This window comes from Flavobacterium aquidurense, from assembly GCF_001404985.1.
GTDB lineage: Bacteria > Bacteroidota > Bacteroidia > Flavobacteriales > Flavobacteriaceae > Flavobacterium > Flavobacterium aquidurense_B.
The window spans coordinates 642,258-660,347 of the sequence record NZ_JRLF01000012.1; the positions used below are offsets into that span (position 1 = coordinate 642,258).

At 35.4% G+C, this 18,090-nt stretch carries 12 protein-coding genes; 11 read left to right on the plus strand and 1 reads right to left on the minus strand.

What is annotated here, in order from left to right:
* Positions 1-108: 108 nt before the first annotated feature.
* From RC62_RS14630 to RC62_RS14680, 11 genes are all read left to right on the plus strand, one after another.
* The gene (locus RC62_RS14630; protein ID WP_055096426.1) at positions 109-1,593 is read left to right on the plus strand and encodes an alpha-L-fucosidase; all 1,485 of its coding nucleotides are present in this window, start codon (positions 109-111) and stop codon (positions 1,591-1,593) included.
* Between the two features lie 8 nt (positions 1,594-1,601).
* Positions 1,602-3,845: a GH92 family glycosyl hydrolase gene (locus RC62_RS14635; RefSeq protein ID WP_055096428.1), complete on the plus strand. Its 2,244-nt coding sequence runs from the start codon at positions 1,602-1,604 to the stop codon at positions 3,843-3,845.
* A 13-nt stretch (positions 3,846-3,858) separates the two neighbouring features.
* The gene (locus RC62_RS14640) at positions 3,859-6,519 is read left to right on the plus strand and encodes a glycoside hydrolase family 3 N-terminal domain-containing protein (RefSeq protein ID WP_055096430.1); all 2,661 of its coding nucleotides are present in this window, start codon (positions 3,859-3,861) and stop codon (positions 6,517-6,519) included.
* Between the two features lie 263 nt (positions 6,520-6,782).
* Positions 6,783-9,878 (plus strand): SusC/RagA family TonB-linked outer membrane protein, encoded by a 3,096-nt coding sequence (locus RC62_RS14645; protein ID WP_055096432.1) that lies wholly within the window; start codon positions 6,783-6,785, stop codon positions 9,876-9,878.
* 17 nt (positions 9,879-9,895) lie between these two features.
* Positions 9,896-11,494 carry a SusD/RagB family nutrient-binding outer membrane lipoprotein gene (locus RC62_RS14650; protein WP_055096434.1) on the plus strand — a complete coding sequence of 533 codons (1,599 nt, stop codon included), beginning with the start codon at positions 9,896-9,898 and terminating at the stop codon, positions 11,492-11,494.
* Between the two features lie 255 nt (positions 11,495-11,749).
* Positions 11,750-13,078: a sugar MFS transporter gene (locus RC62_RS14655; RefSeq protein WP_055096436.1), complete on the plus strand. Its 1,329-nt coding sequence runs from the start codon at positions 11,750-11,752 to the stop codon at positions 13,076-13,078.
* Positions 13,079-13,151: 73 nt separating this feature from the next.
* Positions 13,152-14,159 (plus strand): sialidase family protein, encoded by a 1,008-nt coding sequence (locus RC62_RS14660; protein ID WP_245176832.1) that lies wholly within the window; start codon positions 13,152-13,154, stop codon positions 14,157-14,159.
* Between the two features lie 86 nt (positions 14,160-14,245).
* Positions 14,246-14,578, plus strand: coding sequence for an L-rhamnose mutarotase (locus tag RC62_RS14665; RefSeq protein WP_055096733.1), 333 nt, complete (start codon positions 14,246-14,248; stop codon positions 14,576-14,578).
* Between the two features lie 29 nt (positions 14,579-14,607).
* Complete coding sequence (locus RC62_RS14670) at positions 14,608-15,588, plus strand: M20/M25/M40 family metallo-hydrolase (RefSeq protein WP_055096440.1); 981 nt, start codon at positions 14,608-14,610, stop codon at positions 15,586-15,588.
* Between the two features lie 95 nt (positions 15,589-15,683).
* Positions 15,684-16,787, plus strand: a complete 1,104-nt coding sequence (locus RC62_RS14675; RefSeq protein WP_055096443.1) for a fatty acid desaturase family protein — start codon at positions 15,684-15,686, stop codon at positions 16,785-16,787.
* Between the two features lie 81 nt (positions 16,788-16,868).
* A complete protein-coding gene (locus RC62_RS14680) occupies positions 16,869-17,522 on the plus strand; it encodes a M15 family metallopeptidase (protein ID WP_055096445.1) in 654 nt (217 codons plus the stop codon).
* On the opposite strand, the gene RC62_RS14685 is transcribed toward RC62_RS14680, so the two are convergent.
* Positions 17,523-18,089, minus strand: a complete 567-nt coding sequence (locus RC62_RS14685; protein ID WP_055096740.1) for a hypothetical protein — start codon at positions 18,087-18,089, stop codon at positions 17,523-17,525. It lies immediately after the preceding gene.
* Position 18,090 lies beyond the last annotated feature (1 nt).

Consider the following 18,090-nt stretch of genomic DNA (forward strand, 5'->3'; position numbering starts at 1 on the left):
TTGTCCTTTACTTTGCTGAATTTCTAATGTGATTTCTCCCTTTGGTCGAAAGACAAAACATTTATACCAAAAAACAAAACAAAAACAAAACCATAAAATAGAATAAAGATGAAAAGAGGAATATTCATAATCGCGATATTATTTTCAGTCCAAATGTTTTCGCAGGCCATTTATGAAGATGAACGTTATGTACCGGAAACGGATCCGGCGGTGCTGAAAAATTTAGAACAATGGCAAGGTAAAAAGTTTGGATTGTTAATGCACTGGGGAACTTACAGCCAATGGGGAATAGTAGAATCATGGTCTATTTGTCCGGAAGATTATGGATGGTGCGAACGTAAAAAAGGAAGTAATCCGGCCAATTATAATCAATATGTAAAAGATTATGAAGGATTGAAAAAAACATTTAATCCAACTAAATTTGACCCTGTAAAATGGGCAAAAGCAGCAAAAGCGGCAGGAATGAAATACATGGTTTTCACTACGAAACACCATGACGGATTTAATATGTATGACACAAAATACTCTGATTATAAAGTAACAGATAAAGATTGTCCGTACAGTACAAATCCAAAAGCGGATATTTTGAAAGAAGTTTTTAATGCTTTTAGAGCCGAAAATATCTCAACCGGAGCTTATTTCTCTAAACCAGACTGGCATAACGAAAATTACTGGGATCCTTATTTTCCTCCTTTCGACAGAAACGTAAACTATGATCCGTCCTTGTATCCTGAAAAATGGCAGAAATATGTTGATTTTACACACAATCAAATTTTAGAAATCCTTACGAATTATGGTAAAGTAGATATTTTATGGCTTGATGGAGGATGGGTTAGAAAAAGAGATCAGCAAAACTTAAAAGAAAACTACGATGAAAAATTTGCTGAAAACGAATCTAAAAATGGATTTATCAAACACAGAGTTGTAGATCAGGATCCTAAAATGGACGAATTGGTTGTAAAAGCACGTCAAAAACAACCGGGATTAATCGTTGTCGACAGAGCCGTTCATGGTAAAAATCAAAATTACCTGACACCTGAAGGCCGTGTTCCTGCAAAAACGCTTCCTTATCCTTGGGAATCTTGTATAACGTCTGGCGGCGGATGGTCCTATTCTCCGGATGCGACATATATGACAGGAAGACAAGGAATTCATATGTTGGTTGATATTGTGGCAAAAGGCGGAAACTTATTATTAAACGTTGCGCCTAGTCCGGAAGGAGAATGGCAGCAGGGAGCTTATGATTTATTGGCAGCTTACGCAGATTGGATGAAAGTAAACAGTACAGCAATTTATGATACAAAACCAATCGAGCCTTTTAAAGAAGATAACATTTGTATGACGCAAAATAACGCAGGTAACGTATTTTTGTTTTATTTAGCAAAAGAAGGAGAAGATAAGATTCCTGCAGAAGTGGTTGTAAAATCTATTAATCCTAAAAAAGGAACAAAAATCACCATGTTAGGTTCTAAAACTGCTCTTAAGTGGACAAAAGAAGCACAAGGAGTTAAAGTAGTAATTCCGGAAAGCCTTAGAAAAAATTTGCCATGCAAAGAAGCGTGGACTTTAAAAATTGAAACGATTAACAGATAAAAATTATTATGCTTTTAAATAAAAGGATAACCATACAAACAGCATGTTTTTTTAGCATGCTGTTTTTTAGCATAACTATTTTTGCACAAGAACCGGCAGATTTCGTGAATCCGTTTATTGGTACTTCCAATTACGGCGCTGCTTTTCCGGGACCAATTGCACCAAGAGGTATGGCTAGTATTAGTCCGTTTAATGTTGCCGGGCCACAAAACCGCCCGTTAGAAAAAGACAGTCAGTGGCTGTCGAATCCATATGTGAAAGAAAATACCTTTTTAACCGGTTTTAGTCAGGTCAATTTAAGCGGTGTCGGATGTCCGGAACTAGGCGTTATTTTATTAATGCCAACAACAGGAAATGTTGAAATCGATCATTTAAAATACGGTTCTACATATTCTGATGAAATTGCAAAAGTAGCTTTTTATAGTGTTAATATCGACAAATATAAAGTTAAAGGAGAATTTACGGCTTCGAAACGAGTAGGTGTAAGCAGATTCACTTTCCCAAAAGGACAATCGAATATTTTACTGAACCTTGGCTTAGGATTAACCAATGAAGAAGGCGCGATGATAAAAGTCGTTTCTCCTACAGAAATTGAAGGAATGCGAAGCGTTGGTTCGTTTTGTTACAACAGTCCGGAAGATGCTTATCCGGTTTATTTTGTGGCAAAATTTTCTAAACCCGCTGATAAATTTGGTGTTTGGAAAAAACCTGCCAAATATAATGGTGCTGAAGCACAATGGATGGGATATAATGGTAAAGCCAGAATAATGGAAAACACCATTAAAACGGTTGTTGGTGACAGTATTGGAAGTTATTTTTCTTATAAATTTAACAAGCAGGAAACCGTTGAGGTTAAAATTGGTATCTCCTACGTAAGTATTGAAAACGCCCGTGAAAATCTGGAAAAAGAAACCGGAAGCAAATCTTTTGATGCCGTTTATAAAGAAACTTACAACGAATGGAATGAAGAACTTTCAAAGATTTTAGTCGAAGGTGGTTCAACAGATGATAAAACGATTTTTTATACGGCTTTATATCACACATTAATTCATCCCAATACCTTAAATGATGTTAATGGAGAATATCCTGTAATCAAAAGAACCAAGATTGGTAAAACCGGAGGCACTCGTTATACTGTATTTTCACTATGGGATACATATCGAAACATGCATCCGTTAACGTCGTTGATTTATCCTAAGCAACAATCTGATATGATAAAAAGCATGTTGGAAATGTATGATGAAAATGGCTGGCTGCCAAAATGGGAATTAAATTCAACCGAAACCTTTACAATGGTAGGAGATCCGGCCAGTATTGTTATAGTAGATGCGTGTTTGAAGGGAATTCAGGATTTCGATATTTACAAAGCATATTATGCAATGCTAAAAGGAGCAGATCAAATAGAAAATAATCCGTTGCGTCCCGGACTTAAAGAATATATCGAAAAAGGTTATTTATCAACTAATTATCGTGGTCCGGTTTCTACAACGCAAGAGTATAACAGTTCAGATTATGCGATTTCACTTTTGGCGAAAGCTTTAGGCAAAAAAGACGATTACATACGCTTTACAAAACGTTCACTATCGTATCAAAAATTATATGACAAGGATTTAAAATTACTTCGGCCAAGAACTGCTAACGGAAAATGGTATGAACCTTTTGATCCTGTATCCGGAGCTAATTTTGAGGAGAATGTTGGTTTTATAGAAGGAAATGCATGGCAATATGCTTTTATGGTGCCACATGATATTAAGGGATTGATTAAATTAATGGGCGGTGACAAACCTTTCTCTGATCAATTGCAAAAAGTTTTTGATATCAAACAATTTGATATGGCAAACGAACCGGACATTGCTTATCCGTATTTGTTTAATTACATAAAAGGAGAAGAATGGAAAAGTCAGGAAATGGTCAAAAAACTGGTAAAAGAATATTTCCAGAACAAACCAAAAGGATTACCCGGAAATGATGATACCGGAACAATGTCAGCTTGGTTGGTTTATTCTATGATGGGAATTTATCCTATATCTCCCGGAGATCCAATTTATACCATTACAACACCAATGTTTCATAGAGTGACGATCAAACTAGATCCACGATATTATAAAAAAGAAAGCATTGTAATCGAAAGACAAGTCAATAATGACGGAAAAATCAATTCGATTGAGATAAACGGAAAACCACACAATAGCTTTTTTATTTCGCACGAAGATTTTGTAAATGGAACAAAGCTGAAAGTGATTCAAAATTAAAAACAACACAACTATGTTACAATTAAGAATGAAAAAAACAGCCATTATCTTTGTAATGGCTGTAGGTTTTTTTAACCATGCTCAAGCACAAAAAAAATACCCGTATCAGGATCCTAAATTACCTGTTGAAGAAAGGCTGACAGATTTGTTAAGCCGAATGAGCCTGGAGGAAAAGGTACGCCAGATGGATATGTACAAAGGAGAATTTTTTAAGGAAAAAGAAGATTTTTCTAAATCAAAATCAGATCTTAAAATAGGTAATCTGGGTATTGGAGCAATTCATGACATTTATCCCCGCTCTGCAAAAATGATCAACGATCTTCAGAGTGAGGTAATCAAAAAGAACAAATGGGGAATTCCTGCTCTTATCATGTGCGAGATGCTTCACGGTTATTTAGATGACGGAAGCACGGCTTTCCCAATGAATATTGGTTTGGGAGCAACATGGGATACTAGTGTAATGGACAAAGTGGGTAAAGTAATTGCTACAGAGGCCAGAGCACACGGGGTTCATTTTGGTTTAGGACCTAATTTAGATCTTGGCCGCGAACCACGTTGGGGAAGGGTTGCCGAAACTTTTGGTGAAGATGCATATTTAAACAGTGAGATTGGTCTGGCAATGATTAAGGGAATGCAGGGAGATGATTTAAGATCAGATCGTACTATAATTGCAGAGCCAAAACACTTTGCTGTTCACGGTATTCCGCAAGCGGGAGGAAATTCATCTCCAATTTTAGTGGGAGAACGTTCAGCTCGCGAAGATCATCTTCCGTCATTTGAAAAAGCATTTAGAAAAGGCGGCGCTCTGGGAACTATGTGTGCGTACTCTGAATTAGACGGAATTCCTTGTGCAGCAAATCATTGGTTATTGACAGATGTTTTAAGAAAAGAATGGGGGTTTAAAGGAATTGTAGTATCAGATTTGGGTGCTATCAAATACCTGCAAACAACGCATTATGTAACAGATTCTCCTAAAGAAAGTATCAGGCAAGCCATTGCTGCCGGAGTCGATATGCAATTTTATGATTTTACAAATGAGTTTTGGCAACAAAGTATCATTGAATTAGTAAACGAAAAGAAACTGACAATGGAGCAAATTGATCGTGCTGCAGGTGGAGTTTTAAGACTTAAATTTTTATTGGGATTATTCGAAAATCCATACACAGATAAAAATTTAATCAAAGAACGTTTTCATACTAAAGAAAATCAGGATATTGCTTTAGAAGCAGGTCATAAATCTATTGTTTTATTAAAAAATGAAAACAATATTCTTCCTTTAAATAAGGATATAAAAACAGTAGCCGTTATTGGACCAAATGCTGATGCATCAAGATTAGGAGGATATGCTGTAAAAAATAAAGTAGGAACTACAGTTCTGGAAGGTGTTAAACAAGTTGTTGGTGCAAAAACAAATGTTCTTTATGAAGAAGGTGTTCCTCTGATTGTAAAAGGACAAATTATTCCGTCGAAATATTTGTTTACCCCGGATGAAGCTCAAAACGGATTAAAAGGAGAATATTTTAATAACAGAAATGTTGAAGGAACACCAGCATTAACACGTATTGACAATCAGCTGGAATTTGACTGGCCTTGGTCTCCGGGCGATGGTGTTACAGATGATGATTTTTCGATTCGCTGGACAGGTTATATAAAATCAGATAAATCTTTTGATGGCTGGTTGGGTTTAAGTTCTGATGACGGAATCAGAATGTGGGTTGACGATCAATTAGTGATCGACAACTGGACAAAAGGTGCTACAAGTATGGTTACTACTCCAAAAAATATTGAAGCAGGAAAAAAATACAAAGTCCGCATAGAAATGTGGGAAGGCGGTTGGGGAGCCAGAGCGCACTTACGCTGGAATCTGGAAAAAGTAAACTTTCAGCCGGCAATCGATATTGCTAAAAAAGCAGATGTTGCGATTGTAGTTTTAGGAGAATCGAACGAATTGGTAGAAGAAAACAGAGATGTAGCCAGTTTAGATTTACACGGAATGCAGCAAGATTTGATCGAAGCAATCCAGAAAACAGGAACTCCGGTCGTTTGTGTGCTATTAAACGGACGTCCGCTTTCGACAAACTGGATCAGCGAAAACATTCCAGCTCTTGTAGAAGCATGGTTTCCGGGTGAAGCAGGAGGAAAGGCTGTAGCCGATGTGTTGTTTGGAAATTATAATCCGGGTGGAAAAATGCCTATTACCGTTCCTAAATCTGTTGGGCAGTTACCTATATATTACAATCAAAAACCATCTGCGATTCATAGATATGTTTCTGAAAGTGAAAATCCGCTTTATACATTTGGTTATGGGTTAAGTTATACCACTTTCGAATATTCGAACCTTGCAATTAGTTCTAAAGAGATCAAAACCGACGGAGAATTAAAAGTAAGTATCGATGTTAAGAACACAGGAAAATATGACGGAGATGAGGTTGTGCAATTATACATTAATGATATATATAGTAGCGTAACAACTCCGGAAAAAACATTGAAGGGTTTCAAGAGATTATTTATTAAAAAAGGAGAAACTAAAAAAGTAGAATTTACAATTACTCCGGATGAATTGTCTCTTTGGAATAGGGAGATGAAAAGAGTTGTAGAACCCGGCGATTTTGAAGTTATGGTTGGCGGAAACTCGGTTGACCTTCAAAAAACGAATTTTAAAGTTTTGCAGTAATTTGATAAAAACAAATAAAATGTTTATCGTTTTAAGTATTAAGTAAAGAATACCTTTGAAAAAACGATAAATAAGTTAGATTTAATTAAGAGAGTACTACTCAAATAAAGAGGGTTTAGATTACAAATCTAACCCTTTTGTTGTTTTTAAATGTTAAAGTTTACCCAACACCTTTTCAAAATTGTCATTTGTCGAAATAATATTTTGTTAACAAAATGTATTCTTAAGTTTAACATGTTATTAACTCTAAAAAAACAACTAATATGATTAAGGACGTACTAAAATTACTGTTTCTGTTTTGTTTGTTTGCATTCCAAAGCACACAAGCACAAACTACAGTAAAAGGAACGATAACAGATGCTTCAACGGGAATTCCGATCCCGGGGGCAAATGTTGTGGTTAAAGGAACAAAGACAAGTGCATCATCAGATTTTGATGGTAAGTACAGTATAAATGTTCCAAATCAATCAGCAGTTTTGGTTTTTACCTATGTAGGCTCAGCTCCAAAAGAGATAGCCGTAGGGACACAAACAACAATTAATGCCGCTTTAGGTGCCGCTACACAACAATTAGGCGAAGTAGTCGTAACCGCTCTGGGTATCAAAAGAGAGAAAAAAGCAATTACCTATTCTGCTCAGAACATTTCTGTAGACGAACTCTCAGAAGCAAGATCCTTAAACGTAGCCAACTCACTTTCAGGTAAAGTTGCGGGTCTTAACTTCTCTACCACTTCAAACGGGGTTGGTTCTTCTTCCAGAATTACACTAAGAGGAAACAGATCACTTACAGGAAACAACCAGCCAATGTATGTGGTAGATGGTGTGCCAATTAGTAACGGAACAACAAATACAAATCCGGATATCGATACAGGTGGAACTACACAACCTGACGGTATTTCGAATATTAACCCGGAAGATATTGCTTCGATGACTGTTCTTAAAGGACCATCTGCTGCAGCACTTTACGGTACAAGAGCAAGTAATGGTGTTATCGTAATTACAACAAAATCAGGTAAAGCAGGAAAAACTTCGGTTTCCCTATCGTCTAACTTTATGGCTTCATCAGCATATAATCTGATGAACTTACAAAACGAATACGGACAAGGAACTCTGGGAGCTTATAACCCAACTTCAAGCGCGAGCTGGGGGGGTAAATTAGACGGAAGTCAGGTTTCTGCGTGGCAGTTGGTTCGTAATCCTAATTATGCAGGTCCTGCAACAACTAGTTACAGCGCTCAGCCAAACAACGTTATAGATTTCTACAAAACTGGTTATAACTTAGCAAACACATTGACTGTAACTACAGGAAATGAAAAAGCACAAGGGTATTTCTCTTATACCAATACACGTGCTGAAGGTATTGTGGGAGGAAACGAGTTAGACAGACATAATCTTAACTTAAGATTGACAAGTAAAATATCTGATAAATTATCATTAGATGTAAAAACAAACTATATCGTTCAGAATATCGATAATTTATTAAGAACGGGAGAAGAATCTATTGGTACATCAGCTTATTTATTGCCACGTAGTATTAAATATAATGATTACAAGGATTTTGAATATTTTGATGCTGCAGGACAAAGACAAATGAACTATTTCTTAGATGAAGCCGGAGCTCCTGGTGGAAACCCGTTCTGGTCTGCATTGCGTGATGATGCACGTAAAGATAAAAGAAACAGATTTATAGGACTTGCTTCTCTTAAATATGATTTTACAAATACCATAAGTTTACAAGTTAGAACTGGTTTAGACCAAATGACAAACAAGAATGTTAGAAACAGATATGCTACAATAGCTTTTAACAACAATCTTGGTTCTTACAGCGAATCTTATGAAACAGTAAGCGAATTCAATACAGATGCTTTGCTTTCTTATAACGAAAAATTTGGAGATTTCTCTATCGGGATTAATGCCGGAGCAAATACATTGCAACAAAATAGCTCTTCATTATATTCAGGAGGAGTTTTAAGTAAAAGAAACTTTTTTGCCCTATCAAATGTATCAACAGTTCAATCTACTTCTACAGCTTCAGAGAAACAAATTAACTCTGTGTACGGTTTCTCACAAATTGGTTTTAGAAACTATTTATTCTTAGATTTAACAGCAAGAAATGACTGGTCTTCTACGTTACCGGCTGCAAACAGATCTTTCTTTTATCCATCTGTAGGTTTATCAGGAGTTATCTCTGATATGGTTACTTTACCGGAAGTTATCAGTTATGCAAAAGTAAGAGGTTCTTACGCAAAAGTGGGTAACGATACTGATCCTTACCAAACAAGTTCAAGATTATCTTATATTGGTGGTAATGGTGGTATGTTATATGCTCAGACAACTGCTGCAAACCCAAATTTAAGACCGGAGATGTCAAGCTCTGTTGAGTTTGGTGGTGAACTTAAATTCTTAAAAAATCGTATAGGATTAGACGTAACGTATTTCCAGACAAATACAAAAGATCAGATTTTCTACATCAATACTCCGGAATCTTCTTCGACTTCAAGAGCTGTAGTTAATGGTGGAGAAATTCAGAACAAAGGTATTGAGGTTGTTTTTACAGCAACTCCAATTCAAACAGAAAATTTCTCATGGGATCTTACTGCAAACTACGCAACATACAAATCTGAAGTAAAATCTATTTATGGAGGAAGAGAAGAATTAGTTCTTGGTGAAGGTCGTTTAGTAAGAAGTAAAGTTATTCAGGTTGGTGAATATGGAGATTTATATATTAAAGGTTTCCAAAGATCTCCTGACGGAAAAATTATCGTAAACAGCGCAGGTATTCCACTTGCAACAAATAGTTTTGATGTTCGTGCAGGAAACTTTAACCCGGATTGGACTGCAGGTTTAAGAAACAGTTTTAAATACAAAGATTTCTCTTTAAGCTTCCTTGTTGATTTTAGAATTGGTGGTGAAGTTATTTCATACACTCAGGCAAGACAAGCAGGATTAGGAGTTAGTGATGTTACTTTAGCAGGAAGAGAAGGCGGAATCGTTGTTGATGGTGTTGTTGCAGGTGCCGGCGGAACGTATACTCAAAATACCGTAAGTATTAATGCAGAACAATACTGGACAGCAATTGGACAAAGAACACCTATCGCAGAACCTTTTATTTACGATGCTACAAACATTAGATTAAGAGAGCTTGTTTTTGGATATTCGTTGCCAAAACGTGTATTGAATAATTCAGGTTTTACAAGTATTGACTTTTCACTTGTGGGAAGAAATTTATTCTTTTTCGTGAATAAAGCTAAATATTTTGATCCTGAAGCAGGAGCAGGTACAGGAAACTTGCAAGGTATAGAATCTTTCAACATTCCTTCAACGAGAGATTATGGAGTTAATGTTAAATTCGGATTTTAATTAAAAAAAGAGACATCATGAAATATAGTTTTAAAATAAAAACATTAGGAGTTGCCTTAGCACTGGTTTCTGTTTTTTCAAGTTGTACAAACGACTTTGATCACATAAACACTGATCCTAATTCGCTTACAGAAGATCAGTTAGATCCAACTCTTGCGGGACCTTCGTTTGCATCTGCGATTTATGCCGGAATCCATAACGGATCGTATTCTTCACCAGGTGTAGATGATCAGGGAACATGGGGTATCGCGACAGGTATTTTGTCTTCTACTTTTATTCACTATCTAAATTGTGGATATGGTACAGAAAGAAATGCATTCGTAAATGGTTACGAAGGACGTGGATGGACAAGATTTTACACCGTTGCTGTTCCTGCTTTGAACAATGCTATCAAAGCATCTGAAGGAAATGCAGAAGCTTTGGCAATACTTAAAATCTGGAAAGTTTTTATGTACAACCAAATGGTTGATGCTTACGGGCCAATTCCGTACACAGAAGCAGGTAATAAGAAAGAAAAAGTAGCATATGACAGTGTTGAATTTATTTACACAGACTTTTTCAAATTATTAGATGAGGCAAATGCTACATTAAGCAGTTCTACGGTACCAACAGTTGCATCATTTCAGCCTAATGACCGTTTGTATGCCGGTAATGTTGCAAACTGGAGAGTATTTGGAAATAGTTTAAGATTACGTTTAGCATTAAGAATTTCTGATATTGAACCTGCAAAAGCAAAAACACAAGCCGAAGCTGCAGTAGCTGCGGGTGTTATGCAAACAAATGAGCAGGGAGCTTTCTTTAAAGCAAGTAATATTACACCAAACAACTTAAACATGATTGTAAATAGCTGGGGATATACTATGACAGCTTCTATGGAAAGTATTCTTGTAGGATACAACGATCCAAGATTAGCAAAATGGTTTGCTCCGCTTGACCCTAAGGCGACTACTTTGGTTTATAGAGGTCAGCCAGTTGGAGGTTTGGAAGATCAGTTTGGAACTACTAAGTTCTCTGCTTTCAACAACGATATTATGGGTAATGGTGCCGCAGGAAATCTTAGTGAAACTAAAAACATCGAAGTATTCATGGCTTCTGAAAACTATTTCAGCAGAGCAGAAGGTGCCTTGAACGGATGGAACATGGGCGGAAGTGCTCAAAGTTTGTATGAAGAAGGTATCAGATTGTCATTAAGACAATGGGGAATCACAGATGCTGCTGCTATCAATGCTTACATTGCAGGAAGTACATTGCCAACTTTACCAAATGTCTTAACAGTTTATCCAACTTTAGACTTACTAGATATACCGGTTAAATTGCCTGTTGCATGGTCTGCTTCTGCAACAAGCCAACGTACACAAATCGCAGTTCAAAAGTATTTGGCTATTTTTCCTGAATCTTGGGAATCCTGGGCTGACTTACGCAGAAGTGATGCTAAAGTAATTTATGCGCCGCTTAATACAGATAATAATGATGCAGGTGTAGGTAAAAGCCTGATGAAAAGAATCATTTACACAACAAATGAATATTCTTCGAATAAAGATGCTGTTACTGACGGAATCGCTAAATTAAAAGGACCTGATACCGGAGGAACAAAACTTTGGTGGGACACAAAATAAAATAAGTAAAGATAAAGAGGTTCGTTACTTAAAATTGACAAAAGGAGAGGTAACTCTCCTTTTGTTTTATAAGATAATTAAGATTTAGAGAATTAGAATAGAGAGAGAAGAGAATAGAGAATAGAGAAAAGAATAAAGAAAATAGAGAATAGAATAAATAATAAGAGAACAAATTAAAACAGCATTTTAATTAGAGATGGCAAGACTGATTTTATTAAACAGCATCATAATTGCCGGATCATCAAATATAAAATTATGGTTAACACTACAATTTCCTCTTCTGATAAGAAAAACACATTAATTCCAATTTTAATTATAGCCAGTCTGTTTTTTGTTTTTGGATTTGTAACCTGGATCAACGGAGCTTTGATTCCGTTTATGAAAACAATCAATGAGCTAACATCTGCCCAGTCCCTTTTAGTAGCATCGGCATCCTATATTTCTTTTGTGGTAATGGCATTGCCGGCGTCGTATATTCTGGCAAAAATTGGGTATAAAAAAGGAATGTCCTTAGGTTTATTTATAATGGGTTTCGGGGCTTTATTATTTATACCTGCTGCCGAAGCAAGAACCTATTGGATGTTTTTGACCGGTATATTTATTCAGGGTGCGGGAATGACCTTATTGCAAACAGCATCAAATCCTTATATCACTATTTTAGGACCAATAGACAGCGCCGCAAAGCGAATTGCCATTATGGGGATCTGCAACAAAATAGCCGGTGCTCTCGGATCGCTTATTTTTGGTTCTATCTTATTATCCGGAATAGATGAAATCAAAGAAAAACTGAGTGTCGTCAATGCCGTCGAAAAAGCAAAATTATTAGATACAATGGCAGATAGCGTTGTAACGCCTTATATAACAATGGCCGTAGTTTTATTCATTCTAGGAATATTAATTAGAAAAGCACCTTTGCCAGATGTCGAAGCAGAACCTATTGCAGAAGCAAAAGAAGGTGAAACAACAAAAACGAGTATTTTTCAGTTTCCGCATTTGTGGTTGGGAGTCTTAACGCTTTTTATGTATGTAGGCGTTGAGGTTATTGCAGGAGATACTATTATCGCTTACGGTATTGCTTTAGGTTTTCCGGCGGGAGACGCTAAATTTTTCACCACATTTACATTATTGGCCATGGTTGTAACCTATGGTTTAGGAGCATTTTTAATTCCAAGATATATTAGTCAGGCTTTGGCATTACGCGCAAGTGCAGTTTTAGGAATTTTACTTTCGTTTTGTATTGTAGCTTCTACAGGATTTACTTCTATTTTATTTGTAGCTGCTTTAGGAATTGCAAATGCTTTGGTTTGGCCCGCGATTTGGCCTTTAACCTTAAAAGGATTAGGTAAGTTTACAAAAACAGCTTCGGCATTGTTGATTATGGCTATTTCAGGAGGCGCCATCATTCCGCCATTATATGGAAAATTTGTAGATATAAACAAAGCAGATATGCTGGCTCAGGGTATGAATGATGTTACTGCAACAGCAAAAGCTACTACAGAAGGATATTGGATCTTGTTGCCTTGTTATGTTTTTATTTTATTCTATGCTGTTATTGGACATAAAGCAGGTTTAAAGAAAAAATAATTTTTCTGTTTAATAATTTTTATAATTCATCATGATTTCAAAGTTTAATTATTTGTTGCTTTTTTTAGTTTTAATGAGCATTTCCTGTTCTTCGATAAAAAAGCAGGAAGCCATTAATATTACTCAAAATTTTATTACAGATCAGCCGGTTACTGCTAATAGTCATGCATCGACAATAGTAGAACTTGAACCCAATAAATTAATGGCAGCGTGGTTTGGAGGTAAATATGAAGGAGCTAAAGATGTAGGGATTTATTTTTCTGTTTATAAAGAAAATAAATGGTCTGTGCCTAAAAATCTTGTAGAACCCTTAATAACTCAAAAAGATACTTTGCCGTGTTGGAATCCGGTTTTGTTTAAAAGTAAAAGCCAGAAGTTGTATTTATTCTATAAAGTTGGAAAAAATCCAAGAGAATGGTTTGGTGCTATGATCGTCTCAAAAGATAACGGAAATACATGGAGCGCTCCTAAATATCTCCCAAAAGACATACTTGGACCTATTAGAAACAAACCAATAGAAACTACTCCGGGTATTATTTTATGTGGCAGCAGTACAGAAAGTGTCAGCGATAACAAGTGGAGAGTTCATGTAGAAAAATATACAGAAGCCACTGATAAATGGGAAAAGATAGAGGTCGAAGACAAAAAAGAATTTGAGATCATCCAGCCCACATTTCTTATTCATTCTGCTAATGAGATTCAGATGTTATCGAGAAGCAAACACAATAAAATAATTTCGAGTTGGTCTAAAGATAACGGAAACTCATGGCAGCGCACAGACAGTATCAATGTTGTAAATTCTAACTCTGGAATTGACGCCGTAACCTTGACTAAAAAATCATTTTTGTTGGTCAATAATCCTTTGCGACAAGGTAAAGACTGGTTTAATGGCCGTAATGTATTAGATGTTGAATACTCTAAAAATGGTGAAAATTGGAAAAAACTATTTGATCTTGAAAACCAAACCGAAGGAGAATTTAGTTATCCGGCAATTATTCAGACCTCAGATCATAAAATTCATATTTTATATACCTATAACAGAAAGTATATTAAGCATGTAACTTTTGAATTGAAGGAATGAGGTAAATAAGTTTTAAAATAATTCCTAAATTGTGTGAAAAAACTTTTAATTTGAAGATTGGAAGCTTAAAAAAAACACAAGAAATTATGCAAAAACATTGTCTTACTTTAGATTTAAAAAATGATCCTGATTTAATTCATGAATATATAAAGTTTCATCAGGATGTTTGGCCGGAAATTAAAGAAAGCATTAAAGAGGCAGGAATTATTACTCTCGAAATCTACAATGTTGCAGATCGCTTGTTTATGATTATAGAAGCAGATGCAGATTTTACGTTTGAAAAAAAGTCAAAATTAGATGCGGCAAATCCCAAAGTCCAGGAATGGGAAACTTTGATGTGGAAATTTCAACAAGCCTTACCGGGGGCAAAACCGGGAGAAAAATGGACCTTGATGGATAAAATTTTCGAACTTAAATAAAATACAATCAATTTATTGAATCATAAAAAATGAAATCTTTTCAATATTCAGCATTTAAAATCTTTTCTATAAGCTTATTATTCTCTTGTATCACTACAAATGCACAAGATGGTATCAATGCCAAAACCTTTTATAAACACGATAAATATTTTTCATCAGATAAATTAGAAGGACGTTTTCCGGGTACAAAAGGCAATAATAAAGCAGCAGCATACATTAGGACACATTTTAAAAAATATGGTCTGAAAGAATTTGATAACAATTATTATCAAACTTTTAAAGTATTTGTAAAAGAAGGAATAAACAAAATGAAATCTGATAGTGTCGCCACCCAAAATGTTGTTGGGTATATCGAAGGATCAGACCCAAATCTTAAAAATGAATTTATAGTAATTGGTGCGCATTATGATCACTGGGGTTGGGGCGGACCCGGATCGAGCAGTAAAAAAAAGGAAGTTGTAGCGATCCATAACGGCGCAGATGATAATGCTTCAGGGGTTTCGGCTTTACTTTGTATGGCACAGGAATTATCAAAATCCAGTATAAAACCCAAAAGAAGCATCATTTTTATTTCGTTTAGCGGTGAAGAAGAAGGTTTAATAGGTTCTAAATATTTTGTCAATCATTTACCCGTTTCAAAACAAGCTGTAAAAGTAATGCTGAATATGGATATGGTAGGAAGGCTAAATAACGAAAAACAAATTTATATGGGCGGTGCCGGAACTTTTCCGGATGGAGTCGAACTCATGAAGAAGTTAGGCGAAAATACCGGACTTAATCCTGTTATTCATGCAGGTGAAGTAGGAGGATCTGACCATGTTTCTTTTTACAAAGCTTCGATTTCCTGCATCGGATTTCATACCGGAGGACATCCGCAATATCATACGCCCGAAGATGATATTGATTTAATTAATACCGATGGCGGTGCTCTAGTGTCAAAATATATTTATAATGCCTTGATTCGTATTGCCAATTATGAACAATCACTGTATTTTATTAAGCAGGATTAATGGATTTTGAGCAGTATTAATTTTGTAATATTTTGTTTTTCTGTGTTTTAAGAAATTTTATTAAATTTGTTGTAAGAATTTCTAGCAACAATGTTATGGAAAAATTAAAACGACCAGTTTATCTTAAAGCCGGTACCGATGATTTTTTTAAAAAGATGCGCACAGAAGTGAACAATACTATTTTACAAAACTCATCCCTGTACCTATTCAACATTATAAAGTCTTTGGGACTTTTAATTCTCTTCTTTCTATTTTATTCTTGTATTTTGCTATTTGGAAACCACACTCCATTATTATTCCTTTTTTATATTTTGTGTGGTGTCACCATGATCATGCTTTTTATAAACGCATTTCATGATGCGGCACATGGAGCACTCTTTAAAAAAGCAAAACATAACGAATGGTTTATGTATGTTTTAGAACTTTTTGGAGGTAATCATTGGCTCTGGACGCGACGGCATATCAATCTTCATCATGCTTATCCCAATGTTCCGGATTGGGATATTGACATTAAGCAAAGCAATATCATCAGGATTTTCCCTAATAGCCCTTTGTTTAATTATCACAAATACCAACACATTTATATGTGGCTGATTTATCCATTTTACAGTCTGAACTGGATTTACATCAGAGACTTCAAAGACTTTTTTGGCAAGAAAGACAACTACGTAAAAAAAGTAGTAGACAAAATTCCCAAAAAAGAAATTTTTATGCTGTTTGCGGCAAAAATCATCAATCTCTTTTACTTGCTTTTTATCCCAATGATCGTACTTAATCAGCCGTGGTATTTTGTTTTGGGCGCTTGGTTTGCTATGCATTTATCCGGAAGTGTGTTAGGAGTTGTAGCACTGGTATCTACACACGTAGATGAAGATGCGCATTTTCCTGTTACAGATCCTGACGGAAATCTTTCAGCAACCTGGGCGATGCATCAAATGATTGTGACTAAAGATTTTAGTACAAACAGTAAATTAGCCAATTTCTTGTACGGAGGTTTTACGCATCATGTCGCACATCATCTCTTTCCCGCAGTCGGGCATACCTATTATCCTTATATTACGCCCATAATACGGCGTTATGCTCAGGAATATGACCTTCCGTATACTTCCTATCCATTTTATCATGCAGTTCGTTCGCATTTTAGAATGTTGAAAAATAAAGGTGTGAAGGAAAATATTATGATGATGGGAGAAATTTAGAATAGATAAGAAATGTATTTCTTTATTATTTTTTAGCATCCTTATTTTATTTCTATATTTACTTGAAAGAAAATCTGCCTCATGATAAAATTTACAAAAACTTTATTTTTTATAGTCCCACTTTTCTGGATGGTTTCTTCAAAAGCCCAAAATGAAATGTATTCAAGTCCTGCAAAACAAGAAATAGCAGATACGACTTTTGTAAACTTAAGAGATTACAGCAATGATTTTATATACGATATGAAGTACGCAACCGAGGATAATTTTCTAAAAGCAAAAGTATATGATTGTGCAGAATGTCTTTTGCGTTATAAAACCGTTCAGGCCTTAATAGCGGCAAATAAAGATTTTATGCAAAAAGGTTTTAAGATAAAACTTTACGATTGTTACCGACCATTATCAATCCAAAAAAAAATGTGGGAGATTGTTTCGAACCCTGAATATGTGGCAGATCCAAAAAAAGGCTCCATCCATAATAGAGGAGGAGCCGTTGATATTTCGTTGGTTGATATAAAGGGTAAAGAAGTAGATATGGGAACTCCTTTTGATTTTTTTGGTATTCGTGCCAGTCATAATTATACCATGCTTTCTAATGAAGTAAAATTAAATAGAAAATACCTAAAGAAAGTAATGATAAAAAATGGCTTTAATTCTTTTGATTCAGAGTGGTGGCATTATAATCTAAAAACAGGCCTGAAAGATAAAGTCTCGAATCAAAAATGGAATTGCGAGTAATTATTCAACGCATCTTATGTTTTCCATAAAGTACGTATTCGGGTTATAAACTTTACCGTTTAACTCTGAGGTTAATTCTCTTTTTACAATATAATCTTCTGTAGTCGTCAGGTATTTAATACGCATAATGGCAATAGGGGATTTTTTTAGTTCTTCGAAATTTTCTTTCATGAACATAAAAATTCCGGTATTGATACGATTATCAAAACCTTTATCGTCATGAATAAGCGTACCACAGCTTTCTCTGTCGATATGGATAAGTGTTATTATTTTTCCGTTTTCTAATTGTAAAAAGACTTTTGAGTTTTTGTCGAAACAATTCGCTTTTATAAAATCTTTGCTTTTCTGGATAAGCTGTAAATTTAATGTTGGCATACCATCCGTTTTTGCCAGGGCGAAGAAAATATAGTCAAAAGTTCCTCCAAAATATTTTTCGCTCATCAGGTATTCGTTGGTTATTTTATAAGTACCAATTGAGTCGTTTACATTTGCACTGTATTCACATGGTTTTTGAGCGAATGCGGTAAAGGTTAATAAAAAAAAAGTTAGTGTAATTAGTGGTTTCATT

Excerpts from the sequence above, each read along its gene's own strand:
- RC62_RS14630 (WP_055096426.1), top strand. The coding sequence starts at position 109 with ATGAAAAGAGGAATATTCATAATCGCGATATTATTTTCAGTCCAAATG.
- RC62_RS14680 (WP_055096445.1), top strand. The coding sequence starts at position 16,869 with ATGATAAAATTTACAAAAACTTTATTTTTTATAGTCCCACTTTTCTGG.
- RC62_RS14685 (WP_055096740.1), bottom strand. The coding sequence starts at position 18,089 with ATGAAACCACTAATTACACTAACTTTTTTTTTATTAACCTTTACCGCA.
- RC62_RS14645 (WP_055096432.1), top strand. The coding sequence starts at position 6,783 with ATGATTAAGGACGTACTAAAATTACTGTTTCTGTTTTGTTTGTTTGCA.
- RC62_RS14635 (WP_055096428.1), top strand. The coding sequence starts at position 1,602 with ATGCTTTTAAATAAAAGGATAACCATACAAACAGCATGTTTTTTTAGC.
- RC62_RS14675 (WP_055096443.1), top strand. The coding sequence starts at position 15,684 with ATGGAAAAATTAAAACGACCAGTTTATCTTAAAGCCGGTACCGATGAT.
- RC62_RS14640 (WP_055096430.1), top strand. The coding sequence starts at position 3,859 with ATGTTACAATTAAGAATGAAAAAAACAGCCATTATCTTTGTAATGGCT.
- RC62_RS14650 (WP_055096434.1), top strand. The coding sequence starts at position 9,896 with ATGAAATATAGTTTTAAAATAAAAACATTAGGAGTTGCCTTAGCACTG.
- RC62_RS14665 (WP_055096733.1), top strand. The coding sequence starts at position 14,246 with ATGCAAAAACATTGTCTTACTTTAGATTTAAAAAATGATCCTGATTTA.
- RC62_RS14670 (WP_055096440.1), top strand. The coding sequence starts at position 14,608 with ATGAAATCTTTTCAATATTCAGCATTTAAAATCTTTTCTATAAGCTTA.
- RC62_RS14655 (WP_055096436.1), top strand. The coding sequence starts at position 11,750 with ATGGTTAACACTACAATTTCCTCTTCTGATAAGAAAAACACATTAATT.
- RC62_RS14660 (WP_245176832.1), top strand. The coding sequence starts at position 13,152 with ATGAGCATTTCCTGTTCTTCGATAAAAAAGCAGGAAGCCATTAATATT.